General features: G+C 59.5%; 17 protein-coding genes and 1 pseudogene. All 18 read left to right on the top strand.

The window, feature by feature from the left end; genetic code table 11:
* Positions 1-3 precede the first annotated feature (3 nt).
* Entirely contained in the window at positions 4-1,881 is a 1,878-nt protein-coding gene (gene tssF / locus AC6GQJ_RS17515; protein WP_500774046.1) for a type VI secretion system baseplate subunit TssF, read from the top strand.
* Entirely contained in the window at positions 1,845-2,885 is a 1,041-nt protein-coding gene (tssG, locus tag AC6GQJ_RS17510; protein WP_500774045.1) for a type VI secretion system baseplate subunit TssG, read from the top strand. Before tssF ends, tssG begins: the two co-directional genes overlap by 37 nt.
* 3 nt (positions 2,886-2,888) lie before the next feature.
* Positions 2,889-5,624 (top strand): type VI secretion system ATPase TssH, encoded by a 2,736-nt coding sequence (gene tssH, locus AC6GQJ_RS17505; RefSeq protein WP_500774044.1) that lies wholly within the window; start codon positions 2,889-2,891, stop codon positions 5,622-5,624.
* 208 nt (positions 5,625-5,832) lie between these two features.
* Positions 5,833-6,156 carry a hypothetical protein gene (locus AC6GQJ_RS17500; RefSeq protein ID WP_500774043.1) on the top strand — a complete coding sequence of 108 codons (324 nt, stop codon included), beginning with the start codon at positions 5,833-5,835 and terminating at the stop codon, positions 6,154-6,156.
* Positions 6,157-6,183: 27 nt separating this feature from the next.
* The gene (locus AC6GQJ_RS17495; protein ID WP_500774042.1) at positions 6,184-7,131 is read left to right on the top strand and encodes a hypothetical protein; all 948 of its coding nucleotides are present in this window, start codon (positions 6,184-6,186) and stop codon (positions 7,129-7,131) included.
* Positions 7,132-7,159: 28 nt separating this feature from the next.
* On the top strand, positions 7,160-8,035 hold the full coding sequence (locus AC6GQJ_RS17490) for an ion transporter (protein WP_500774040.1): 876 nt from the start codon (positions 7,160-7,162) through the stop codon (positions 8,033-8,035).
* Positions 8,032-8,502, top strand: a pseudogene (gene tssB, locus AC6GQJ_RS17485) (type VI secretion system contractile sheath small subunit); the annotation flags it as partial. The gene AC6GQJ_RS17490 and the pseudogene tssB, both read left to right, overlap by 4 nt.
* A 1,965-nt stretch (positions 8,503-10,467) precedes the next feature.
* Positions 10,468-12,753: a type VI secretion system contractile sheath domain-containing protein gene (locus tag AC6GQJ_RS17480; RefSeq protein WP_500774093.1), complete on the top strand. Its 2,286-nt coding sequence runs from the start codon at positions 10,468-10,470 to the stop codon at positions 12,751-12,753.
* The gene (locus AC6GQJ_RS17475) at positions 12,754-13,053 is read left to right on the top strand and encodes a hypothetical protein (RefSeq protein WP_500774038.1); all 300 of its coding nucleotides are present in this window, start codon (positions 12,754-12,756) and stop codon (positions 13,051-13,053) included.
* A gap of 29 nt (positions 13,054-13,082) precedes the next feature.
* On the top strand, positions 13,083-15,185 hold the full coding sequence (locus AC6GQJ_RS17470; protein WP_500774036.1) for a type VI secretion system Vgr family protein: 2,103 nt from the start codon (positions 13,083-13,085) through the stop codon (positions 15,183-15,185).
* 8 nt (positions 15,186-15,193) lie between these two features.
* Positions 15,194-15,814 carry a DUF6931 family protein gene (locus AC6GQJ_RS17465; protein ID WP_500774034.1) on the top strand — a complete coding sequence of 207 codons (621 nt, stop codon included), beginning with the start codon at positions 15,194-15,196 and terminating at the stop codon, positions 15,812-15,814.
* Positions 15,814-16,113 (top strand): PAAR domain-containing protein, encoded by a 300-nt coding sequence (locus tag AC6GQJ_RS17460; protein ID WP_500774032.1) that lies wholly within the window; start codon positions 15,814-15,816, stop codon positions 16,111-16,113. Before AC6GQJ_RS17465 ends, AC6GQJ_RS17460 begins: the two co-directional genes overlap by 1 nt.
* Before the next feature lie 7 nt (positions 16,114-16,120).
* Positions 16,121-17,584, top strand: coding sequence for a type VI secretion system-associated FHA domain protein TagH (tagH, locus tag AC6GQJ_RS17455; RefSeq protein ID WP_500774030.1), 1,464 nt, complete (start codon positions 16,121-16,123; stop codon positions 17,582-17,584).
* Positions 17,585-17,612: 28 nt separating this feature from the next.
* Entirely contained in the window at positions 17,613-18,953 is a 1,341-nt protein-coding gene (gene tssK, locus AC6GQJ_RS17450; RefSeq protein WP_500774028.1) for a type VI secretion system baseplate subunit TssK, read from the top strand.
* 29 nt (positions 18,954-18,982) lie between these two features.
* Entirely contained in the window at positions 18,983-20,401 is a 1,419-nt protein-coding gene (icmH, locus tag AC6GQJ_RS17445; protein WP_500774026.1) for a type IVB secretion system protein IcmH/DotU, read from the top strand.
* A complete protein-coding gene (tssM, locus tag AC6GQJ_RS17440) occupies positions 20,398-23,985 on the top strand; it encodes a type VI secretion system membrane subunit TssM (protein ID WP_500774024.1) in 3,588 nt (1,195 codons plus the stop codon). The genes icmH and tssM overlap by 4 nt, the downstream gene beginning before the upstream one ends.
* On the top strand, positions 23,985-24,653 hold the full coding sequence (gene tagF, locus AC6GQJ_RS17435; RefSeq protein ID WP_500774022.1) for a type VI secretion system-associated protein TagF: 669 nt from the start codon (positions 23,985-23,987) through the stop codon (positions 24,651-24,653). The genes tssM and tagF overlap by 1 nt, the downstream gene beginning before the upstream one ends.
* Positions 24,650-25,363 (top strand): PP2C family protein-serine/threonine phosphatase, encoded by a 714-nt coding sequence (locus AC6GQJ_RS17430; protein WP_500774020.1) that lies wholly within the window; start codon positions 24,650-24,652, stop codon positions 25,361-25,363. The genes tagF and AC6GQJ_RS17430 overlap by 4 nt, the downstream gene beginning before the upstream one ends.
* The last annotated feature ends 5 nt before the right edge of the window (positions 25,364-25,368 follow it).

The following is a 25,368-nucleotide window of genomic DNA, read 5'->3' as shown; positions in this document are numbered from 1 at the left end:
GCCATGGATACCCGACTGCTCAAACACTACGAAGGCGAACTGGCCTTCATGCGCGACATGGGGGCGGAGTTTGCCGAGTCCTATCCCAAGATCGCGTCGCGTCTGGGCATGGACGGGATGGAGGTTGTCGACCCCTATGTCGAGCGGCTGATCGAAGGCGTCGCGTTCCTGTCGGCGCGCGTGCAGTTGGAACTGGAACTGCAATACCCCACGCTGACCTCCAACCTGCTTGAAATTATCTATCCGCATTATCTGTGCCCACAGCCGTCCATGATGGTCGCCGCCTTTGAGCCGGACATGCAGAACGCCGCGCTTGAGGATGGTTATACGATCAAGCGAGGCAGCGAATTGCGTTCGGTGCTTGGCGAAGGTGACACGACGCCTTGCGTGTTCCGCACCGCGATGGACGTGCAGATGTGGCCCATCAAGATCACCGAGGCGGAATATATCGACGGGCGCGGCGAACTGGTGGCTGCCGGTGTCGCCCGCGAGACCGAGGCCCGCGCCGGTATCCGCCTGCGCCTTGCGCGCCATGGTGATCAGCCGATTTCGGAACTGAACCTCGACAGCCTGACCCTGTTCCTGAACGGGCAGGAGGGCAAGAACTGGGAATTGCACGAGTTGCTTGGCACGCAGGTGACGGGCGTTTTGGGCCGGTCCACCGATCGGCGCGCCGACTGGGTTGACGATCTGCCTAATGGCACCGTGATCCCGCGCGGCTTTGATCAGGACGAGGCACTGTTGCCGACCCCGCAGCGCAGCTTTGACGGCTATCGCCTGTTGCAGGAATATTTCGCGATGCCCGAGCGGTATCACTTTGTCGAACTCAAGGGCATTGCCATGGCGCTGCAACGCGCCAAGGGGGCCGATGTCGACATCTATATCCTGCTGCGCAACGGCGATCCCGAGATTGCCGCCGGTGTTACGCCAGAGGCGTTCACCCTCAACGCGACCCCAGCGGTGAACCTGTTCCACAAGCGGTGTGACCGCGTGCATATCTCGCCCTCTGTCACCGAACATCACGTTGTGGCGGACCGCACTGCGCCGCTGGATTACGAAATCTATTCGCTGGATGGCATCACCGGCATTTCCGGTTCGGGCGAGGATGATGTGACCTTCCGCCCGTTCTATTCCGCGACCGATCTGACAGCGGCTGGGGAAACACACGCCACCTATTACACCCAGTCCCGCAAAATGCGCCAACGCGCCGAGAAAGAGCGGCTGAAAGGGGTGCGGACATCCTATTTGGGCTCGGAAACCTATGTGACGCTGGTGGACAGTTCGCAAGCGCCCTACAGCGTCGAACTCGACCAGTTGGCGGTGCAGGCGATGGTCACGAACCGCGATTTGCCACTGCTGCTGCCCACGGGTGCCAAGGACGTGTTCCACCTGCCAGGTGGTGGGCCTGTTGCCCATATCTCGACCCCCGTGAACCCGACTCGCCCGCGCCCGTCTCTGGGGCAGGGGGACACGGCGTGGCGGCTGATCTCGCATCTGTCACTGAACTATCTATCCATTGCCGACGAAGGTGCCGCCGACAGTGCCGCCGCCCTGCGCGAGATGATCGGCATCTACGCGCCCTCGGGCAACAAGGTGCTGGAAAAGCAGCTTGAGGGGCTGACGGCAGTATCAACGCGCCCAATTGTGCGGCGCATGGCCGACGAGGTGCTGTCGACAGCCGTGCGCGGGCTGGAGATTTCGATCACTTTTGACGAGAGTTTTTTTGAAGGCACCAGCGCCTATGCAATGGGCGCGGTGCTTGAGCGTTTTTTCCACAAGTATGTATCACTCAATAGTTTTACCGAAACGGTGCTTGTCACCCAACAGCGTGGGGAGATTACCCGATGGCGACCGGAAACCGGTCTGGGGCGGATTCTCTAGAGCATTTAGAACGGCTTGCTGAGACCCCTGAGAAACACCACTTCTTCCACGCTTTCCGCGTGCTGGAAGCGGCGTTTCCGGACGCGCCCCGCATCGGAGAGGCGCGCCGCCCGCGTGACGACAAGGTCCGTTTCGGGCAGGAACCCGATCTGCGGTTTCCCCCGTCGACGATTTCCGGCTTTACCCCGCCCAAGGGCAAGAAACCGGGGCGTCTGACCAACCGATTCTTCGGGCTGTTCGGCCCCAACGGGCCGCTGCCGCTGCACCTGACGGAATACGCCAATCATCGCATTCGCCACCACCGCGACCCCACGCTGGTGTCCTTTGCCGATATGGTCACGCACCGCCTGACAACGCTGTTTTACCGCGCATGGCGGTCGGGTCAGCCCGCACCTAGCTTTGACCGGCCCGACAATGACGGGATGGAACGCAAGGTCGCGGCCATCGCCGGTTATCACGCCGACAAGATGCGCAACAAAGACGCGATGCCCGATGTGGCCAAGCGCCACTTTGCCGGATTGTTGTCGCAGGGGCCGCGCAATGCCGAAGGGCTGCGGTCGATCCTGCAATCCTTTTTCGGGGCCAAGGTCGAAGTGATCGAATTTGTCGGCTGCTGGCTTGAGCTTGAGCCAAGCGATCGCTGGCAGATGGGCGCGCCTGCGCAACTGGGGCGCACGGCGTCGGTGGGGGATCGGGTGTGGACGCGGTCGGCCAAGTTCCGGCTACGGATTGGCCCGCTTAGCTATGAGGAATACCAGCGTCTGTTGCCAGGCACCGGATCGCTGGAACGCTTGCGCGCGATTGTGCGCAATTATGTAGGCGATGCGTTGGATTTCGACGTGAATCTGGTGCTGCGGGCCGACGAAATCCCGCAGCCCAAACTGGGAGAAACCGTGCGGCTGGGTCAGACCAGCTGGGTGGGGAATACAACAAGAAAAAAGGACGCGGACGAATTGTATCTGGAGCCAAACGCCCGGACCGCGCCGATATTGAAAGGGACATAAATTATGACAGAGATCAGCCGCGTTGCATTGTTCGGCAAGCTGAATACGCTGGGATACAAGGCCATCGAAGGGGCCACGGTATTCTGCAAGATGCGGGGCAATCCGTATGTCGAGATCGTCCACTGGATTCACCAGATCCTGAACAACCAGAACAGCGACCTGCATATGATTATCGAGCATTACAAGCTCGACCCTGCCAAGATCGCCGAAGAAATTACCAAAGCCCTTGATGCGCTACCACGCGGTGCCAGTTCCGTCAGCGATCTGTCATCCCACCTAGAAGATGCGATGGAACGCGCATGGGTCTGGGGGTCGTTGCTTTATTCCTCCAATCAGGTGCGCACGGGTCACATCCTGCTGGGCATGCTGGAAACACCCAACCTCAAGAACATTCTGGTCAGCATTTCCCCGACCATCGCCAGCATCAAACCCGACAATCTGGCCGACGATTTTCACAAGATCACCGATGGCTCTCCCGAGGATGCGATGCGCCCGCAGGACGGGTCGGTCACCGGTGGCGGTGCCGAACCCGGCGAGGCATCGGGCGCGCTGAAACCCGGGCAGGATGGCGGCGAGGCGCTGGAACAGTTTTGTACCGATTTGACCGAACAGGCCCGCAACGGAGAGATTGACCCCATCGTGGGCCGTGACGAGGAAATTCGTCAGATTGTCGACGTCCTGATGCGCCGCCGCCAGAACAACCCGATCCTGACCGGTGAGGCGGGCGTTGGTAAGACGGCTGTGGTCGAAGGATTCGCATTGCGCATTGCCCGTGGTGATGTGCCGCCCGCCCTGCGCGACGTGCGATTGCTGGTGCTGGATGTGGGTCTGTTGCAGGCCGGTGCCTCTATGAAGGGCGAATTTGAAAACCGCCTGCGCTCGGTCATTGACGAGGTGCAAAACAGCACAACGCCCATTGTCATGTTTGTCGATGAAACCCACACGCTGGTCGGGGCAGGGGGCGCTGCCGGTACCGGCGATGCGGCCAACCTGCTGAAACCGGCGCTGGCACGCGGCACGCTGCGCACCATCGGCGCGACCACATGGGCCGAGTACAAAAAGCACATCGAAAAAGACCCCGCCCTGACCCGCCGCTTCCAAGTCGTGCAGGTCGAGGAACCAGACATTCCAAAGGCAATCCTGATGATGCGCGGCATCGCGGGCATGTTAGAAAAACACCACAAGGTGCAGGTTCTGGACGAAGGGATCGAGGCGGCAGTGACCCTGTCGGCCCGCTATATCCCCGCTCGCCAACTGCCGGACAAATCGGTCAGCCTGCTGGATACCGCCTGTGCCCGCGTCGCCGTCAGCCAGCACGCCGTGCCTGCGCAGGTGGACGATTCACAGCGTCGTATTGAATCCCTGAACACTGAACTCGACATCATCGGGCGTGACGAGACTGCCGGTTACGATGTGGGCGAACGCCGCGCCAAGATCGAAGCCGAGAAGGCCGAGGAAGAAGAGCGTCTGGTGGGCCTCAAGGCCGATTGGGAGGCCGAGAAAACGCTGGTGAGCGAGATCATCGAGTTGCGCGCCAAGCTGCGCGCCGCCGGTCAGCAGGTCGAGGAAACCCACACCCGCGAAGGCATTGCCGCCGACGAGGCCGCCGAGACCGAAGTGCCCGACGACATCGCCATGTCCGACGAGGACCGCGCCGCGATCATGGCGCAGTTGAAGGAAAAGAATGCCGCACTTGTGGCCCAGCAAGGGGACAATCCGTTGATCCTGCCCATCGTGGACCATCAGGCGGTTGCCTCGGTCGTGGGCGACTGGACGGGCATCCCTGTTGGCCGCATGGTCAAGGACGAGATCGAGGTTGTTCTGAACCTCGAAGAGCATCTGGCCAAGCGCGTCATCGGTCAGGACCATGCGATGAAGATGATCGCCAAACGCATCCAGACATCGCGCGCGGGGCTTGATAACCCCTCCAAACCCATCGGGGTGTTCATGCTGGCAGGGACGTCCGGTGTCGGTAAGACCGAAACCGCGCTGGCACTGGCCGAGGTGCTGTATGGTGGCGAGCAAAACGTGATCACCATCAACATGTCCGAATACCAAGAGGCACATACCGTGTCGTCGCTGAAAGGCGCACCTCCGGGCTATGTCGGCTATGGCGAGGGCGGCGTGTTGACCGAGGCGGTGCGGCGCAAACCCTACTCCGTGGTTCTGCTGGACGAGGTCGAAAAAGCGCACCCAGACGTGCACGAGATCTTTTTCCAAGTGTTCGACAAGGGCGTCATGGAAGACGGCGAGGGCCGTGTGATCGACTTCAAGAACACGCTGATCCTGCTGACCTCGAACGCGGGCACCGACCTCATCATGGACATGTGCAGCGACCCCGAGCTTATGCCGGACCCCGAAAGCATGGCCAAGGCGTTGCGCGAGCCGCTGCTTAAGGTGTTCCCACCCGCGCTGCTGGGACGTTTGGTCGCCATCCCCTACTATCCGCTGTCGCCCGATATGATCGCGCAGATCACCGTGCTGCAACTCAACCGGATCAAAAAGCGGGTCGAGGCGGCGCACGAGGTGCCCTTCGAATATTCCCAAGCCGTGGTCGACGAGATCGTCAACCGTTGTCAGGAACTGGAAAGCGGTGGCCGCATGATCGACGCCATCGTGACCAACACGATGTTGCCCGACATCTCGGCGGAGTTCCTGCGCCGGATGATGGAAGGCGGCACGATCGACAAGGTCGCCATCGACGTCGATGGCAGCGACTTCACCTACAGTTTCGAGTGAGGGTGCGGAATTTGAAATGCAAGGTGAACGGCGCAGCATGCGCAGGTGCCGTTCATCACATCACCGGCGGGGCGCGCATTCAGCGCCCTGCCACACACCACGACGCGCAAAGGGCATAGACCGCCCACAAGCGCACAAGACATTAATATTGAATACAAATTTACAGGCGAACCAAAGGGCAACTTAATTTCAGACGGAGGATTACAAAATGGCTGCAGAGGGAAACTCGGACTTCACGGCAAAACTCAAGGTTTTTCCGTTCAAGGAAATGAAGTCGAACGTGTCGGACTGGATTAAATCCGACCCCGAAAGAATGAAGATTTTTGCCAAGCCGATCACCTATCAGGAGAAGGTCGAGCTGAACGCGAAAAAGTGGAGCAACTCCAAGCTTGAGAAAGCCTTGGGCACTCTGGTCGTCGCCTCTGCGGGTACGGGATTTGCCGATGCCAGTTCTGTTGCCGATTTCGTGGTGACCAGCGCATCTCTTGGAATTGATATTGGATCTGAAATTGCCGACCTCGCCGCTGGATAACTGAATTTTTTAAAAAGGAATAGACCCATGGTAGCCCCTGCCGGAACCAAACAGATGACCGCAAAACTGAGTGTCAGTCCTTTCAAGGAAATGAAGGGCGACATCCAGAAATGGATTGAAGCCGATCCCGATCTGAAAAAGATGTTCGCCAAGCCGATTACCTTTGAACAGAAGGTCAATCTGAACCCCAAGAAGTGGAACCCCGGCAAGCTGTCCAAAGCGATGGAGGGGCTGGTACGCCGCGAGTTGCAAATTCTGGCACAGCGCGCGGGTGACACAAAGAAAAAGTCCGAAAAAGGCAAGGCCGACAAGGACAACAAAGCCAACGTTGCAGCGATGCAGAAGGCCATGAAATACGCGTTGTCCGACATCGACGATAAATGTTCGACCGCGCTGGAGGAACTGGAGTCAGGAAAGGGCGAGGCCAAGGCTGGTATCGCTTTGGGCAAAAAGGCGATGGCCAAGGTCGGCTCTCTGGATGCCAAGGGCGTCATTTCGTCCCCGGTGGATGCAACCCTCAAGGTGTTGAACGCCTTTATCGGTGCCAAGTCGAAAGGCGACGATGCGCGCGCGGATGCCGTGATGAAACAGTCGGTCAAGGTCATCGAGAAACTGCAGTCCGACTTGTCCAGCACCGCCAAGGACGCCCAGAACATCGCCAAGTTCCTGCTGTCCACCGGCAAAAAGATGAAGGACAGCGAGAACGGCCAGCTGGCCGATTTCGGCAAGGCCATCATGGACAAGGATGTGCAGACCGCGCTGGATAGGCTCGACACGGTCGTGGACAGCCTTGAGGGGCTTCTGGACGGGCTGGGAGACGAGTGCAAACAGGGTGATTTGACGCTTGAGGATGCGAAAACCTACCTGAGCGACTTCAAGGGAATGCAGAGTTATCAAAAGGTTGCCGACACCGCCATTGCCGAGATGAAGAAACTGGAAAAGAAATTCAAGCTGGTTGAAAAAGACCTGAAATAGGCACCAGAGGACCCCGCACGGAGAGACTATGACCGAAGCCACCCACAATGCCGACCAGACCGACATGCCGCAGGACGATTCCTTGCGCGCCAAGATGCGTGCGTTCTTGGAACAGCCACGGGTGGTAAACGGGATCATGGCGTTGATCATTTTCAACGCCATCACCCTCGGCATCGGCACATCGGACTGGGCGCAGCAGAACTTTGGCACGTTGCTGTCTTTGATCGACAAGACAGTTCTGACGATTTTCGTGATCGAATTGCTGCTCAAGCTGTTTGCATACGGGCTGAACTTCTTCCGCAACTCGTGGAACATCTTTGATCTGTTGGTGGTGTCGGTCGGCCTGTTGCCGCAGACGACCGCGCTGTCGGCCCTGCGCGGGCTACGGGTCATCCGCGCCCTGCGGTTGCTGTCGGTCATCCCGCAGATGCGGGCGGTGGTTCAGGCCCTGTTGGACGCGCTGCCGGGCATGGGCGCGGTGATCGTGATGATTTCGATCGTGTTCTACGTCTTCGGGGTCATGGCCACGATCATGTATGGCGCGGCCTTTGATGAATGGTTCGGCACGCTTGGCCGGTCGCTCTATTCCCTGTTCCAGATCATGACGCTGGAATCCTGGTCCATGGGCATTGTCCGCCCCGTGATGGAGGTGTTCCCGACCGCTTGGGCGTTCTTTGTGCCGTTTATTGTCATCACCTCGTTCTCGGTTCTCAACCTGTTCATCGGTCTGCTGGTCAACACGATGCAGTCCGCGGTGGAGGAGGAGACAGAGGCGGAATTCGAAAAGCTGCGCAATCTGGTGCGCGAAGAAACCGATCAGGTGGACGCGCATGTTCTTGAGCTCGTCGAAGAGGTGAAATCCCTTCGCGAAGAGTTACGCCAAGCACGGGAGGGCGGCGCATGAGCGGTCAGAAGTTTATCGCCCGCAACCGCGCGCCGCGCGTCCAGATCGAATATGATGTGGAGCTTTATGGTGCCGAGAAGAAGGTGCAACTGCCCTTTGTCATGGGCGTTGTGTCCGATCTGGCGGGCAAGTCCGAAGTGCCGCAGCCGAGCATCGCTGACCGCAAGTTCCTTGAGATCGACGTGGACAATTTCGATGACCGGATGAAGTCCATGGCCCCGCGTGCCGCGTTCACGGTGCCCAACACCCTGACGGGCGAGGGCAATCTTGCCATCGACCTGACCTTTGCCAAGATGGATGATTTCACCCCCGCCGCGATTGCAGCGAATGTCGATGCGCTCAAGCCCTTGCTTGAGGCGCGCACCCAGCTCGACAACCTGCTGACCTATATGGATGGCAAGGCGGGGGCCGAGGCGCTGATCGAGGAAATTCTTGGCAAGCCCGAACTTCTGCAATCGCTAAGCGCAGGTGTCGGTGCCGCCGCCGCCACCACCGATGCGACACTGGACGCCCTAAGGTCCGCCCCAGTCCCCGACGCCCCCGCCGGCGTCGACACTGCCGACGTGCTCGCCAGCATCCAGCGCGTGGAAGATACGCCGGAGGTCGACACCAAAGCCGACGTATTGGCCGCGATTGAAAGGATCGAGGACGCGCCGGAGGTGGATACCACGGCTGACGTGCTTGCCAGCATTGAGCATGTCGAAGAAACGCCAGCGGTAGACACTACCGCCGATGTTTTGGCGGGTATCGAACAAATCGAAGAGGCCGCGCAAGTAGATACTACAGCAGACGTTCTCGCTGGTATCGAACTCGTTGAAGAAGCACCCGAGGTAGATACGACTGCTGATGTCCTCTCCAGCATCGAACTGGTCGAGGAGACACCTGAAGAGGACACAACGGCCAATGTCCTCGCAGGGATTGAGCACGTAGAAGAAGCGCCGGAGGTAGACACCACCGCCGATGTTCTGGCCGGTATTGAACAGATCGAGGATGCACCGGAGGAGGATACCACTGCGGACGTTCTTGCGAGTATCGAACAGGTCGAAGAGGTACCTAAAGTAGATACAACAGCCGACGTGCTTGCCAGCATTGAGCAGATTGAAGAGACCCCCGAGGAAGACAACACGGCGGACGTTCTTGCGGGTATTGAGCAGATTGAAGAAACTCCAGAGGCGGACACGACCGCAGATGTCCTCGCGAATATTGAGCAGGTCGAAGAGACAGCGGAAGTAGACGCGACGGCCGACGTTCTCGCGAGCATCGAACTGGTTGAAGACACGCCCGAGGTAGACAACACGGCGGACGTTCTGGCTGGTATCGAGCAGGTGGACGAAGCGCCGGAAGTGGACATTAAGGGCGATGTTCTTGCGGGGATCGAACAGGTCGAAGACGCGCCGGAGGTAGATACCACGGCAGACGTTCTCGCCAGCATTGAGCAGGTCGAAGAGACGCCCGACGTGGATGATGGCGTTGATGATATTCTCGCGAACTTGGATGCGCCGGAGGTTGCCAGCGATCCTGCCGATGTGACGGCTGATGTTCTGGCGGGAATCGACACCTCTGTGCCGGAGGAAGCCGAGGCCGATGATGTGGACGATATCCTCTCCGGCCTCGACGCGGTCACGCCGGAAACCGAAGCGGCGGACGACGTTGCAGATGTGCTTGCAGGTCTCGACGCTCCCGCGCCCCAAGTGGAAGAAGCCGACGATGTGGACGACATTCTATCCGGCCTAGACGCCCCCGCAGAGCCGGAGGAAGGCCACTCTGCCGAGGATGTGCTGGCTGGATTGGAGGTTTCTGCGCCCGAAGCGGAGGAAGCGGACAATAGCGATGACATTCTGGCCGGGCTTGAGATCGCCGAGCCGGAAGCGGAAGCCGCAGATAACACTGACGATATTCTGGCAAGCCTCGACGCCCCTGCGCCCGAAGCCGAAGACACAGACAGCACTGATGACATCCTGTCGGCCCTTGACGCACCTGTCGAAGAGGTCGAGGACGATACCGCGCTCGACGATATTCTGGGGGGGCTGGAAGCACCTGAAGAATCGGATGAGGCTGATACTTCCCTTGATGATATATTGGGCGGACTGGATGCACCGGCCGAGGCAGAAGACCACGGCAGCGAACTCGACGATATCTTGGGTGGGATTGATGCGCCGGAGGAAGACAGCGCGGAGACAGATAACCTGGACGACATCCTTGGCGGGATCGAAGCGCCGGAGGAGGACAGCTCTGGCACGGATGATCTGGATGATATCCTAGGCGGAATTGAAGCACCGGAAGAGACCAGCGCGGAAGCCGATGATCTCGACGACATTCTTGGGGCGATTGATGCGCCTGAGGACGACAACGCGGACACGGACGATTTGGACGATATCCTTGGCACGGTCGAAAAGCCTGCCAACGACGAACCTGCGGATGCAACGGACGATATGGATGCGCTGTTGGCGGGTATTGGGGATAATGCGCCTGAGGACAGTACCAATGATGACATGGACGCGTTGCTGGCCGGATTGGGCGACGATGCGGATAGTAATGCTCCTGCACAGGAAGGCACAGAAGACAGCAGCCTTGATGACCTACTGGGTGATCTAGCGGACGACGACGCGCCAGCGGCGGAAAGTACCGAAACAGATATGGACGACCTTCTTGCCAGCCTCGGCGTGGCAGAGGAGGACGAGACCACCGACGCGGATAACGCCGTTGCCGAGAGTGCGGAAGCCCCGGGCGGGGACGACCTTGACGCCCTCTTGGGCGACCTGTCGGGGGACGACACCAACACTGACACCTCCGGCACTGGGGGCAGCGACGACCTCGACGCGCTTCTGGGTGACTTGTCCGGCGACGATGCGACAGACGCAGCCCCAGATACCGGCGACGATATGGATGCGCTGTTGGCGGGTCTGGGCGATGATGACAGCACCACAGATGGGGACGATATGGCCGCAGAGACACGCGATGAACCTTCCGCCGCAGCTGCGCCAGCGCAGTCGCCGTTCGGCACGATTACAGCGCCGCGCCCCGCACGGGCCGACCTGAACCGCGACAAATTCCGCATGGCCATCTTTGGCGACTTCACGGGGCGCGCCGCGCGCGGCCTGATGGAAACCGGCGACGCCTTGGCGGCGCGCAAACCCATCCTGCTGGATGTGGACACGATCGACGACATCATCGAAGGGTTCGGTACCACCCTTGTCCTGCCCATCGGTGAGGGCGGCACCGGTGTCGAAATCAAGCTGGGCGAGATGGACGATCTGCATCCCGACGAGCTGTACGACAATGTGGAGCTGTTCGACGCGATCTCGGGCGTGCGCCAGCAGTTGAATGTCGGTTCCATGGCCGACCGCGCAGCCGAGCAGCTGAAAGCGTGGTCAGAGACCTATTCCACCCCGATCAAACTGCCCAAACGCTCCGCCGGATCGTCGATGCCAACTAACCTGAAACTGACCGACTTTCAGGCGCTGATCGGGGACACACGCGGCACCCTGACTGAAGCGAGACCAGCGGACGCGCTGATCGCGCAGATCATCGGGCCGCATGTGGTCAAGGCCCCCGATGCGGGCGCCGAGGCGATGAAAGCGGCAGTCGACGAGGCGCTGAGTTCGGCGATGAACCTGATCCTGCATCACCCCGAGTTTCAAGCCATCGAGGCGCAGTGGCGCAGCCTTGACCTGCTGGCCCGCCGGATCGAAACCGACAGCAAGCTGGAAATCGTGCTGTATGACATTTCGGCAGAGGAACTCGCCGCCGACCTTGCCGCGCAAGAAGACCTGAGCGAAAGCGGGTTCTTCAAGCTGGTGACGGATGTGACCGATGCGGAAACGGGCGCGGGCGGATTTTCGGCCATGTTCGGGCTGTACACATTCGACGAAACGCCGCCCCATGCCGAACTGCTGGCGCGGATCGGGCAGGTGGGTGCGCATGTGGATGCGCCCTTCTTCTCGGCCATCGCGCCCACATATCTGGATACCGCCCCCGAAGATCGTCACCCGCTGGTGGCCAAGAACTGGGACACGCTGCGCAAACTGCCCGAAGCGGCCTATGTCGCGCTTGCCTCGCCCCGCTTCCTGTTGCGCCAGCCTTATGGGGCGAAATCCGACCCTGTGTACGCCTTCCAGTTCGAGGAGTTCTCGGCCCGTGAGGGGCTAAAGGGCATGCTTTGGGCGAACCCTGCGGTCATGGTCGCGATCTTGTTGGCGGGCACCTACAAGAAAGACGGCAAGGCGATGGACCTCGGATCGCTGATGGCGCTTGGCGATCTGCCGTTTTTCTACGTCAACGACCGCTTTGGCGATCAGGTGGCGCTGCCCTGCACAGAACGTAACCTGACAAGCGATCCTGCACAGGCTACACTGTCGCGGGGGTATATGCCTGTCGTGTGGATCAAGGGACGCAACGAGATCCGCCTTGGGTCGTTCCGGTCCCTTGGCGGTGATACAATCGCAGGGCCTTGGCAGGACCAAGTGCCCCCCGCGCGCAAACTTCCCGGTGCGCCGACGCTTGAAGTCGAAATCGCGACAGGGGATGATGGCGCGCAAGCCGCCGAAGAAGATACATCGCTTGACGATCTGCTCGCAGGGCTTGAGGATGACGCGTCCGACGATGACGCCGACACATCCCTTGATGATCTGCTGGCCGGTTTCGACGATGATACATCCGATCAATCGGACGACGACGAAATGGATCCTGATCTTGCCGCCTTGTTGGAGGGCCTTTGAATGAATGTCATGAATGGTAACTTTGGCGATGAACCCGGCGGCGGAGACGAGCCCCCGATCATTTTAGTGGGGATCGAGAACAGCAGTTATTACCTGTATCGGGGTGATGACTATCTGAACCAGCTTTTGCTGGTGGACGGGGAATATCCAAAACCCGTCATGTGTTTGAACTTTGAGACCATATTTGATGCCAAGCGCATAATGGGCGACGGGTTTTCTCTGGCTTCGTGCTGGGCGATCCACCCCGAGATTGTAGCGCGCTTGCGAGACGAAGACATTTTGATTGAATCGGATGGATAAGGCCTGATTTGGGGCCGAGGAGTATTGTTATGGCGAATGGTGATCTTGATTTTGAAGGCCGTCAGGTCTGGATGGAAGGGTCTTACACTTCCAAGCCGGTGAACCTGAAGAATGCCCGTATTATCGAAGGGCTCAGCATGCTCACCGAGACGACGGTCGAGTTCCTGTCGTCCAACGAAGCTCTGGATTTGCAGGACATTCTCGGGTCGACGATTATTCTGGCCCAGAAAGACAAGGATGACGAGGACCGGTATTACACCGGCACCTGTATCTCGGTCGATTATGTGGGTCTGTATCAGGGCATGTCCCACTTTGTGGCCGATGTCCGCCCGTGGTTGTGGTTCCTGACCCGCACCAAGGAAAACCGGATTTTTCAGGAAAAGAACGTCACCGACATCATCAAGGAAGTGATGGAGCCTTATGGCTTCTGGTCGGACGTGAAACTAGAAACCACGGCCTCGTACAAGCCGCGCAACTATTGTGTGCAATATCACGAGACCGACTTCGACTTCATCTCGCGCCTGATGGAAGAAGAGGGGATCTACTACTTCTTCGTTCAGGACGACAAAAAGCTGAAGATGGTGCTGGCCGACAGCATCAGCGCGCACAAGCCAACGCCGAAATTCCCGACCATGGATTTTGCGTTCAAGGAAGGTGGTGAATACCGCCGCGACGCCGACCACGTGTTCGACTGGAGCGAGACAACATCCGTCACCAGCGGCAAGGTCACCATGGATGACTACGACTTTGACAAGCCCAAGACCGAGCTGAAAAAAGTCAAAACGATGCCAAAGGGCAAGCATTCGCGCAAAGATTTCGAGCACTACCTCTATCCCGGTCACAACCGTGACCCCGCAGTGGACGACAGTTTCGTCAAGGTGCGGATGGAATCCGAAGCGGTGCGTCACAAGCTGTCACGCGGTGCGGGCAACGTGCGGAACCTGAATGTGGGCCAGACCTTCAAGCTGAAGGACCACCCGCGCACAGCCAACAACATCGACTATCTGATCACCCGCGCGGTGCATCATCTGCAAATCGAAACGGATTACGAGGACGCAGAAACCAAAAAGCCGCTGTTTGACAGCACGCTGCCAGTCGATGACGAGATCAAGGACACCTATCGCGTCGTCTTTGATGTGATCCCCAAGTCCGAAAAATTCCGCGCCCCGATGGTCACACCGTGGCCGCGCACCATGGGTCTGCAAACGGCCATCGTCACCGGCCCCTCGGGCGAGGAAATCTATACGGACAAGTATGGCCGTATCAAGGTTCAGTTCCACTGGGATCGTCTGGGCGAGAAGGACGAGAACACAACCTGCTGGGTGCGTGTTGTCATGCCTTGGACGGGCAAGAACTGGGGGATGATCTCGATCCCGCGCATCGGGCAAGAGGTCGTGATCCAGTTCGAAGAAGGCGACCCCGACCGGCCCATCTGTACCGGCATGTTGTACAATGCCGACACCATGCCCCCCTATGCGCTGGATGCCAACAAGACCCAGACAGGGATCAAGACACGGTCCAGTAAGGAAGGCGCGGCCAGCAACTATAACGAGTTGGTGTTCGAGGACAAAAAGGATGAGGAATTCATCCGCATGCACTCGGAAAAAGACTATTTCCAGACGATCGAAAACAACGCTGTTGTGAAGATCGGGCAAGAGAAAATGGATCCGGGCGATCTGACCCAGACCATCTATCACACCAAGACCGAAACGATCGAAACCGGCGACCACATTTTCTCGGTGGATACCGGCAATCAGGAAATCTTTATCAAGACGGACCACACCGAAACGATTGAGGGCAAGGCCGAACAGACGATCACGGGCAACTACACCCAGACGATCACGGACGGCAATGTCACCCGCGAGGTGTCTTCGGGTAACGAGGATCACACCGTCTCGACGGGGAACTACACGCTCGACACGTCTTCGGGTAAGATCAAGATCACCGCGATGCAGGAAATCCTGCTCAAGGTGGGCAGCAACTCGATCAAGATCGACATGACCGGCATCACCATCAAAGGTACCATGGTCAACATCGAGGGCACTGCCACCGCCGACATGAAATCCCCCCTGACAACCGTGTCTGCGGACGCTGTGCTGACGCTTGACGGCGGCATCACCATGATCAACTGAGGTATCCCATGTCCAAACGCTTTGAAGGCCTCAAAAAGATCCCCGAACAGCCAGCAGCGCGGCTTCTGGCATCGGCAAATGCCACGCTCAAGACCAAGATCAGCGCACCAGCCAGCGCATCGGTGCAGACCGTGCTGGCCGAACTGGAAGCCGAAGAGGCGCATGTCGATATGCTGCGCCTTTTGTCCGTCTCGCTGCCGCCACGCGAATGTGTGTGGTGGGCCTGTATAGCGGGGCGCGACGTCATGGGCCCCGACGCCCAAAGCAAGTGCCTAAGCGCGGCCGAGGCATGGGTGTTTGAACCCACGGTCGAAAACCGCGAACGCCTGCGCCTTGTGCTGGAAAACGAATCCTCCGGCGATGCAACCGCGCCGGTGGCGACTGCCGCCTACTATGCACCAGGAAATCTGGGCGAGGGCGACATGTCCGACATGGCCGCGCCCATCGGGGTCGTTTCGGCGTGCTGCTTTGGCATGAACCTTAAAACGCTCAAGGTCGGACCCACGCCAGACCGTTGTTTTCAAGTGACGATTGACCGCGCTCTGGACATTGCACGCGGCGGCAATGGCAAGATACAGTTGGCCGAAGAGACCGAGGAAAAAGTAGCAACGACGGAAGGATCAGTCTGATGCCCGGCCCCCCGCAAGCGCGCGTTGCCGACCTTCATACCGGACCCTGCACGTTGGGGGCCCCGATGCCGATCCTGCCGCCGTGCTGTGTCACAGTTCTGGTTGGCAAATTGCCAGCGGCGCGGGTGACCGACATCTGCTCGGGGGTGACACCGGTTGGCGTGCCCTTGCCCCACCCGATTGCCAAAGGTTCCATGACGGTCATGATCGGTAAAATGCCCGCAGCGCGCATCGGTGACTTGTGCAGCCTTGGCGGAGCGATCATCAAGGGCGAATTCACAGTTCTGGTAGGCGGCTAATACACTTATGGCAATAACACTACGCTTCCAATCTACCGGTAGCATTCCGGGCAACGGCGATCCGATTTCGATGACGGGGCCCAGCATGACGCTGGGGCGCGGCAATGAAAACGACGTGGTCCTGCCCGACCCGAACCGCGAGCTGTCCAAGCGGCACTGCGCAATCGAAGACCACAATGGCAATGTGATCGTTGTCGATTTTTCGACCAACGGCACGTTTCTGAACTATGGCAAGCTGGCCCTAGGCACGACGCCGACCCCGTTGAATGACGGCGACATCCTGTCGGTCGGCCCTTACGAGATCTTGGTTAGCATCTCGTCCGAAGACACCAGCGACATGATCGCCGATCCATTGGCGGACGGTCCTATCTCGCACGGCCATGCGGGCAATGCGCCCAGCAACGCCGACCTTCTGGATGCGCCAGGTGACGGCGGTGATTTCCTTGACGATCTGCTGGTCGGGCGCGGCGCGCCCAAAGGGCCAGGCATGATCGAACGTGAGGAAGTGGGCGATGACGGCCTGCTGCCCCCACTGGGTGAAGAGGACGATATCCTGCCGCCCGCCCCCGATCCGTTTGCAGGGCAGGGTGCCAGCGCAGGGATGCACAACGCCGCCGGGCAGGACCATTTTTCGGTCCCGAACCATGCGGCCCCATCCAGTTCGGCCATTCCGGATGACTGGGACGATGATCTGCTGGCCCCGACGCCGCGCAATGACACCGCAATCCCCGCAGACCCGTTCGCGGCCCCGATGCAGCAGCCGACGCCACCCCAGCCCGCCGCGACACATACGGCGCGTGCACAGGTGGCCCCGTCGACCATGCCGTCCTCGCCCATCCCCGCCGCCGCGCCGACTCCACAGGCCGCCGCCCCTGTTGCTGCGGGTGGACCCGACGCATCCTCGCGTGCGTTCCTGACCGAACTGGGCGCAACGGATGTGCAGATCAGCGATCAGGACCTGCCCGCCACGATGAGCCGTCTGGGTAAGGTGCTGCGCACCATGATCGAAGGCATGCGTGAAATTTTGATGACGCGGCAGTCGATCAAGTCGGAATTCCGCATCGAACAAACAATGATCCAGATGGGCGGCAACAACCCGTTAAAATTCTCGATCAGCGCCGAACAGGCGATCGAGGCGATGGTGCGCCCGACCGCCAAAGGCTACCTTGATGCGTCCGAGGCGACCGAGCAGGCCCTGAAAGACATCAAGGCCCATGAGGTCGCGATGCTGACAGGGATGGAGGCCGCGCTGAAGGGGATCCTGAAAAAACTGGACCCTGCCGTGCTCGAAGAAAAAATCAGCGCCGACAAAAGCTTGAGCGGTATGCTAAAGAGTAGGAAAGCCCGTTATTGGGAAATCTACGAAAGCATGTATACAGAAATTTCAGATCAGGCAGAAAACGATTTTCAAGAGCTTTTCGCAAAGGAATTCGCCCGCGCCTATCAAGAGCAGTTGGACAAATTGAAATGAGCACCAAAGCCAGATTGAGAGGCACCTGATGTCGTGGGACAGTAAGGTATTGTGGACCGAGGGGCTGTTTTTGCAGCCGCACCACTTTCAGCAAGCGGATCGTTATACCGAAAGTCTGGTCGCAGGTCTGGCACGGCGGCTTACGCCCTACGCATGGGGTGTGAACAAACTTGAGATCGACGAAGAAGTTTTGAAATTCGGCCAGTTCGCCATCACCTCTTGTGCGGGCCTGACGCCCGATGGCACCGTGTTCCGCGTTCCCAATGCCGAAGATCACCCACCCGCGCTGGACGTCCCCGAGGGCATCAAAGACTGCGTGATCTACCTAACTGTGCCCCAGCGTCGCCAAGGCGCGCTTGAGGTGGATATGACCGGCGCCGAACTGTCCGCCGCCCGCATGCGCCCCGGTGAGTTGGAAGTGACGGATGTAACCTCGTCAGGGAAAAAGGCCGTGACAATGGGCGTGGGCAAGTTGCGTCTTCAATTCGCGCTGGCCGTAGACGACCTTGCCGACCGCCTGTGCATCCCGATTGCCAAGATCATAGAAGTAAAACCGGACAAGGAAGTCGTGCTCGACAAGGGTTTCATTCCTTCCTGCATGGATGTTCAGGCGTCAGCCGCTCTTGGCGGGTTCATGCGCGAACTGGACGGGTTGCTGAACCACCGCAAGACCGCGCTGTCCGGTCGTCTTTCCGAAGGCGGCAGCACCAAAGGTGTGGCCGAGATTTCCGATTTCCTCTTGCTGATGTGTGTGAACCGGATGCAGCCCGTGATCCAGCATCTGGCCAAGATTGAAAACGTCCACCCCGAGGCAATGTACCGGACGTGCATCATGCTCGCGGGCGAACTGGCGACCTTTATGGCCAATGACAAGGCCGCGCCCGAATTCCCGCCCTATGCCCATGACAACCTGACAAACACGTTCAAGCCGGTGATCCGCACCCTGCGCCAGTACCTGTCTTCGGTGCTGGAACAGACCGCTGTGTCGATCCCGCTGGACCCGCGCAAATACGGCATCAGCGTCGGTATCATTGCCGACCGCAAATTGCTGTCCAATGCCGGTTTCGTGCTGGCGGTACAGGCCGATATTCCGGCCGAAAACGTGCGCCGCCACTTCCAGAACCAAGCCAAGATCGGCCCCGTCGAGGAAATCCGCCAACTGGTCAACTCGGCCCTGCCGGGCATTCCGCTGCGCCCGTTGCCGGTCGCACCGCGGCAGATTCCCTATCACGCGGGCGTTGTTTATTTCGAACTCGACGGCGACAGCACCCATTGGGGCAAGATGTCGACCTCGGGTGGTATTGCCGTACATGTTTCCGGAGAATTTCCCGGACTGAAAATGGAATTGTGGGCCATCAGGCAGGGCTGAACGCGCTTATTTTACGGGGATAAAGACGAATGTCCGACAAAGACCCATTTGCAGAACCCGATGACGCCGACCGGACGATCATCAAACCAAATCCCGGCGGACGTCGGGGTTTGCAACCGTCCCCTGCGCCAAGTCCAAGTCCGAACTTCAACTCTGCCCCTGCACCTACCCCGCAACATCAGGGTGGCGGCGGCCAGCCCATGGGCATCCCCACCGCACGCGCGCCTGAAAACAGCCTGACGGAACCAAGCGTCGAACAGGGTATGACGGGCATGAACCGCATCAATGCGGCTGCCGCGACCCTGTTTTCGCTCGTGTCGCGCATCCGCAACCGCGCCCAGCATATGGACCCCGAAAAACTGCGCCGTTCGGTGGTGGCCGAAGTGCGAGAATTCGAGAACCGCGCCCTGCAATCGGGTGTCGATGCGCAGGACGTCAAGATCGCCCGATATGCCATCTGCGCCACTTTGGATGATGTGGTCCTGAACACGCCATGGGGTGGCCAGTCGATCTGGGCACAGCAATCCATGGTGGGCACGTTCCACAAGGAAACCGTGGGCGGTGACCGCTTTTTCGATCTGCTCGCGCGGCTGGAAAAAGAAGCCGCGAACAATATCGACCTGCTCGAATTCCTTTATATGTGCCTGTCGCTCGGCTTTGAGGGGCGTCTGCGTGTGGAACAGCACGGCACCGACAAGCACCTGCAAATCCGCGCCGGTCTGGCCCGTATCATCCGTGCCCAACGTGGCCCGATGGAAAAAGACCTGTCGCCCAACTGGAAGGGCGAAGACAAGCCACACAAGGTGCTGTCGATCTGGAAACCGCTTTGGATCACATCGGCCACGGTCGCCTTGGTGATGATGACCGTTTTCCTGACATTCAGCTGGATGTTGAACCGTGGATCGGACCGCGTGATCGGTCAATTGTCCATTCTGGATTCGGGGCAAGTGGCCGAGTTGTTCCGCCGTGCCCCACCGCCACCTCCGCCGCCACCGCCCCCTGAGGAGCAGTTGAACCGCGTCAAAGGCTTCCTTGAAAAGGAAATTGCCGAAGGGTTGGTCGAAGCGTTCCAAGATCAGCAGACCATCACGGTACGCCTTGCCGGTTCCGGCATGTTCGGGTCGGGGTCGGATAGCCTACAGTCGAAATTCCAAGAGCCGCTCAAGCAAGTGGCAGCGGCGTTGAACGACACCCAAGGGCCGATCATTATCGTCGGCCATTCGGATAACGAACCGATCAACTCCTCGCGCTTTCCGTCCAACCAACACCTTTCACTGGCCCGTGCCGAGGCTGTGATGCGCAGCCTTGCGGACCAGATCGCAGACAGTAGCCGCCTGAGCGCCGAAGGCGTCGCGGACAAGTATCCCATCGCCGATAACGGCACGCGGGAAGGACGAGCCAAAAACCGACGCATCGAAATTGTTCTGGTCAGGGATGACGCAACATGATCATCAGCAAAATCAAGCGCCTCGGGCCCGGAATATCGATCACCATTTTTGTGGCGATTGCCCTGATCGCCCTTGTCTGGTTCGTCGGGCCGTTCATTCCCTTGGGCGAAGGGCACCCGTTCGCCAGCGCCCTGTCGCGTCTGATCACGATCGCGGTCATCGTTCTGCTGTCCCTGACGGTAATCCTGCTGGTCATCCTGCGTCGCGCCAAACGCGAAAAGCAGATGGAGGAGGACATTGTCGAATCCGTCGATGATGTCGACGAAGATGACGAGCTGGTCAAAGCCGAGCTTGGCGAGCTGAAAGGCAAAATGCGCGAGGCGCTGACCGCGCTGCGCAAGTCCAAGCTGGGCCGCAAATCCCTGTACGAACTGCCATGGTATGTGATTATCGGCCCTCCTGGTGCTGGTAAAACGACCGCGCTGATCAACTCCGGCCTGAACTTTCCGCTGGCCAAGACCACCGGATCGGCCAGCATTGGCGGTGTCGGCGGCACGCGCAACTGCGACTGGTGGTTCACCAATGACGCGGTGCTGATCGACACAGCGGGCCGCTATACCACGCAGGACAGTGAACAGTCCGAGGATAACGCGGGCTGGCTCGGCTTTCTCAAGATGCTGAAGAAGAACCGCTCGCGCCAGCCGATCAACGGGGCGATTGTGGCGGTGTCCCTGTCCGACTTGTCGCTTCAGGACGAGGCAAGCCAGAAGAACCACGCCGCCGCCATCCGTCGTCGCCTGCACGAATTGCGCGACAAACTGGGTGTGCGTTTTCCTGTCTATATCATGTTCACGAAGTCCGACCTGATCGCTGGCTTTACCGAATTCTTTGACAATCTGGGCAAGGAAGAGCGTGAACAGGTCTGGGGCTTTACCCTGCCGCTGCCGAAAAAGACCAAGGCAGAACTGTCGCCCGTCGCCGCCTTTGACGAGGAATTCAGCCTGCTTCTGGCACAATTGAACTCGCAATCGCTGGAACGGATGCAGCAGGAAACCGACCACCAGCGCCGCGCGCTGATTTCCAGCTTTCCGGCGCAATTCGCCTCGGTCCGCGCCACCGCACGGATTTTCTTGGGCGAGGTGTTTCAAGACAACCGTTTCGAAAAGCGCCACCTGCTGCGCGGCGTCTACTTCGCCTCGGGTACGCAGGAAGGCACACCTATCGACCGCCTGATGATGGGTATGGCCCGTACCTTTGGTATCGGGCGTCAAGCCATCGGCACAGGGCGGGGTACGGGGCGTTCGTTCTTCCTCACGCGCCTGTTCCAAGGGGTCATTTTTCCCGAGGCGGGTCTTGTCAGTGCCGATGACAAGATCGAGCGCCGCTATCGCTGGACCAAACGTGTCGCCATCGCCGCCGCCATCGCTGGCGGCATTGGCATGACCACTGTTTGGGCGCGCAGCTATATCGGCAATGCCGAGCTTCTTGAACAGGCGGGTGAAAGCGTCGAAGCCTACCGCGCCGCCTCGGCCCAGATTCCGGGCAGCCCGATTCAGGACAGCGATTTGCCGGGGATTGTACCTGCGCTCGACATCCTGCGCGCCATGCCCGCGAACCCTGCCGCGGGTGATCCCAGCCCCGACCGGTCGCTGACTTGGGGTCTGTATCAGGGCAAGGTTGTCGGCAACCAAGCTGGCCAATCATACCGCGCTGCGCTGAACGAACACTTGTTGCCGCGCCTGTTGCTGCGTCTTGAGGAACAGATGCAGGCGAACATGAACAACGCCGACTTCCTGTACGAAAGCCTCAAAATCTACCTGATGCTGGGCCAGCAGGGGCCGATGAACAAAGACCTCGTGAAAGAGTGGATGGATCTGGACTGGTCCGTCGCATTCCAAGGCAGTGGACGTGACGAATTGCGTAACAGCCTGCGAGTACATCTGGCAGCACTTTTGGATGCACCACTGGATGAAATCGCGCTGAACGGACCGCTGGTCGAACAGATCCAAGGGTTGCTGTCGGAAATGCCGCTGGCGCAACGGGTCTATAACTCGATCGTCAACTCCCCGCGTGCCAAGGCGCTGCCACAGTGGCGTCTGACGGATATCGGTGGCCCTGCCATCAGCCGCGTAATCGTCCGGTCGTCCGGCAAGCCGCTTAACGAAGGGGTCGAAGGCATCTTTACCTACGCGGGCTTTAACGATGTCTTTCTTGACGAAGCCCTCGGCGTTGCCCAACGGCTGCAAAGCGAAAGCTGGGTGCTGGGCGAACGCGGTGCCGCGGAACAGACCGAAGCCGCCCTCATCGCGATGAGCCGCGACGTGCTGGACCTTTATTACACCGACTATATCTCGCGCTATGACCAGATACTGGGGGATATCGACATCATCCCACTGGAAAGCCTCAACCACGCGGTAGAAGTCACCAACGTGCTATCCGGTCCGACGTCGCCCCTCGTCAATATTCTTGAGGCCGTTTCGGACGAAACCAAGCTGACCGAAGAACGCAGCGTAGGCGTGGACGCGTCCGGCTTGCAACAGGGGGCCAGCGACGTCGCCGAGATGGAGCTACGTTCGACTCTGTCCAGCCGTAGCCAGCTGTTGCTGCAGGCGCTGTCCAGTGGCGTGTCGTCGGCTGGTGGCGATCAAGGACCGCCCCCCGCGAAGCCCGGCGCGTTTGTCGAGGATCGGTTCAGCTGGTTGCACACGCTGGTCGCAGAGATTGACGGCCAGCCGTCGCAACTGTCCGAACTGATGGCCCGTTTGACCGAGGTATATAATGAACTGAACAAGCTCAGCTTTGCCAACGGGGCAGGGGCAGGGGCCGGTGACACCAGTGCCATCGTGCGTTTTCAGGAACTCGCCAACCGCCTGCCTGGCCCGATCCAGCGCTGGTCGACGCAGATTTCCTCTGGCTCGTCCGGCATCACGGCGGATGGCACACGGTCGTCCATCAATGCGCAGTGGCAGTCCCAAGTCCTGCCATTCTGTGAACAGGCGCTTACCAACCGCTATCCCTTTACCCGTGGGGCCAAGGCCGATGTGGCGATGGGAGATTTCTCGCGGCTGTTTGCACCGAACGGGCTGATCGATTCATTCTTTAACGAACATCTGCGCGATTACGTCGACACGCGCGCCCGACCGTGGGCATGGAAGAGGGTAAACGACACCGATCTCGGGATCAGTCCCGCCGTTCTACAACAGCTGCAGTACGCGTCCGAAATCCGCGAGGCGTTCTTCTCGGGTGGGGCAAATCCTGCCGTCAACTTCCAGATTACACCCGAGGCGCTGGACCCCAAAGCGCAAGAGGTCGTTCTGGACATCGACGGGACCGAGGTGAAATACGCCCACTCTGTCGCGCCGAAACCTGTGGCGGTCACTTGGCCGGGCAGTGTGGGGTCCGCACGCATCGTGCTTCAGCCAGTGGTGAACAACACCTCCAACGCCATCACCCGCGATGGTCCTTGGGCGTGGTATCGTTTGCTGGCCGCTGCCGAAGTACGCCGCACCAATGTCAGCGACCGCAATCGCGTTGTGTTCAACGTGGGCGGCCGTATCGCGATCTTCCAGCTTCAATCAGGATCGGTACTGAACCCGTTCGCCTTGCCAGCACTTGGCAAGTTCAGCTGCCCCAAGACGTTCTGATGTCGGAAGGGTTCGGTGCATTTGGCAAGATTCCCGGCATGGGGGATTTCCTGCGGGTGAACCTGCCGGCGTCCTTCATTCAGGCGTGGGACACTTGGTTGCAGACCAGCATGTTAGAGGTGCGCGAACAGTTGGGGGAGGGGTGGAACGATGCCTACCTGTCGGCCCCGATCTGGCGGTTTACCCTGCCCGCCGGTGCCGCCGGATCGCGCTGTGTTTCCGGCATCCTTATGGCCTCTGTGGACCGCGTCGGGCGGCAATACCCGCTGACGCTCGCCATGCCGCATGATGCGCCCAACACGGTGGTGTCACACTTCGCCAACGGCCCCGTCTTCGAACAGATCGAAAACGTAGCGCTCAACGCGTTGGAAGAGGACGGCAACCGCGAAAGCCTGTCTGCCGCGTTGTCCGGTCTGGCCATCACCCCCACGGGGGATGCAGTCCCCGCGAGCCTGCCCTATGCAGGAGCGATCCCTTTTTCCAAGGCTCTTGCAACGCAGTCCCTGAACCAAAGCCACGGGCCAACGCCCGCACTGTGGTCCACGATGATGCAAGACGATTACCGACTGCTTGCCACGTCCGGCTTGCCCGAAGGGCGCAATCTGCGCAGCCTTTTTGACCTCTCCCCCGACCTATGGAGCGCATCTAGCGTCTTGGCCCAAGTATGACCTCAATCCGCTATTCTGCCGCGACCCATGTGGGCCACAAACGCAAGGTGAACGAGGATAGTATCCTCGCCTTGCCCGATCAGCGCATCTGGGTGGTGGCTGACGGTATGGGCGGACATGCGGGCGGGGATTTCGCCTCGCAAACCGTTGTGGACAGCGTGGCGATGATTGATCCGACGCTGGAACCTGTGCAGTTGCTGCACGCGCTGCGGGATATGCTGTCACAATCGCACAAGCGTATCGTCGCGGAGTCCGAGGCCCAAGGGGGGGTCACCATCGGCTCAACCGTCGTGACCTTTGCGATTGCCGAAGGGCATTTTGCCGCGTTTTGGGCGGGGGACAGTCGTCTTTACCGCCTGCAAGCCGGCGAGATCGAGATGCTGACCACCGATCATTCCTATGTGGCCGAACTGGTGCTGGCCGGTGAAATGACATGGGACGAGGCAGAACAGCATCCACAGTCCAATGCCATCACGCGCGCAGTCGGTGTAGGCGACGAATTGGAGCTTGAGAAAATCCGTGGCCAAATCTTCCCCGGCGACCGCTTTTTGCTCTGTTCGGACGGGCTGACCAAATATGCGACTTTCGACATCCTGCAGCGCATTCTGAGTTCAGAACCTATCGAAACCGTATCCGAGACCTTGTTGCATCTTGCGCTCGAAGGGGGCGGTGCGGATAATATTTCCATTATCGTGATCGACATCCAGTAATCGGG

It is taken from the genome of Tateyamaria sp. 7Alg 36 (assembly GCF_059882455.1).
This window is presented reverse-complemented; position numbering and strand designations above follow the sequence as displayed.

Coding starts and splice junctions, on each gene's coding strand:
- tssF (WP_500774046.1), top strand. CDS start 4: ATGGATACCCGACTGCTCAAACACTACGAAGGCGAACTGGCCTTCATG.
- tssG (WP_500774045.1), top strand. CDS start 1,845: ATGGCGACCGGAAACCGGTCTGGGGCGGATTCTCTAGAGCATTTAGAA.
- tssH (WP_500774044.1), top strand. CDS start 2,889: ATGACAGAGATCAGCCGCGTTGCATTGTTCGGCAAGCTGAATACGCTG.
- AC6GQJ_RS17500 (WP_500774043.1), top strand. CDS start 5,833: ATGGCTGCAGAGGGAAACTCGGACTTCACGGCAAAACTCAAGGTTTTT.
- AC6GQJ_RS17495 (WP_500774042.1), top strand. CDS start 6,184: ATGGTAGCCCCTGCCGGAACCAAACAGATGACCGCAAAACTGAGTGTC.
- AC6GQJ_RS17490 (WP_500774040.1), top strand. CDS start 7,160: ATGACCGAAGCCACCCACAATGCCGACCAGACCGACATGCCGCAGGAC.
- AC6GQJ_RS17480 (WP_500774093.1), top strand. CDS start 10,468: ATGGATGCGCTGTTGGCGGGTATTGGGGATAATGCGCCTGAGGACAGT.
- AC6GQJ_RS17475 (WP_500774038.1), top strand. CDS start 12,754: ATGAATGTCATGAATGGTAACTTTGGCGATGAACCCGGCGGCGGAGAC.
- AC6GQJ_RS17470 (WP_500774036.1), top strand. CDS start 13,083: ATGGCGAATGGTGATCTTGATTTTGAAGGCCGTCAGGTCTGGATGGAA.
- AC6GQJ_RS17465 (WP_500774034.1), top strand. CDS start 15,194: ATGTCCAAACGCTTTGAAGGCCTCAAAAAGATCCCCGAACAGCCAGCA.
- AC6GQJ_RS17460 (WP_500774032.1), top strand. CDS start 15,814: ATGCCCGGCCCCCCGCAAGCGCGCGTTGCCGACCTTCATACCGGACCC.
- tagH (WP_500774030.1), top strand. CDS start 16,121: ATGGCAATAACACTACGCTTCCAATCTACCGGTAGCATTCCGGGCAAC.
- tssK (WP_500774028.1), top strand. CDS start 17,613: ATGTCGTGGGACAGTAAGGTATTGTGGACCGAGGGGCTGTTTTTGCAG.
- icmH (WP_500774026.1), top strand. CDS start 18,983: ATGTCCGACAAAGACCCATTTGCAGAACCCGATGACGCCGACCGGACG.
- tssM (WP_500774024.1), top strand. CDS start 20,398: ATGATCATCAGCAAAATCAAGCGCCTCGGGCCCGGAATATCGATCACC.
- tagF (WP_500774022.1), top strand. CDS start 23,985: ATGTCGGAAGGGTTCGGTGCATTTGGCAAGATTCCCGGCATGGGGGAT.
- AC6GQJ_RS17430 (WP_500774020.1), top strand. CDS start 24,650: ATGACCTCAATCCGCTATTCTGCCGCGACCCATGTGGGCCACAAACGC.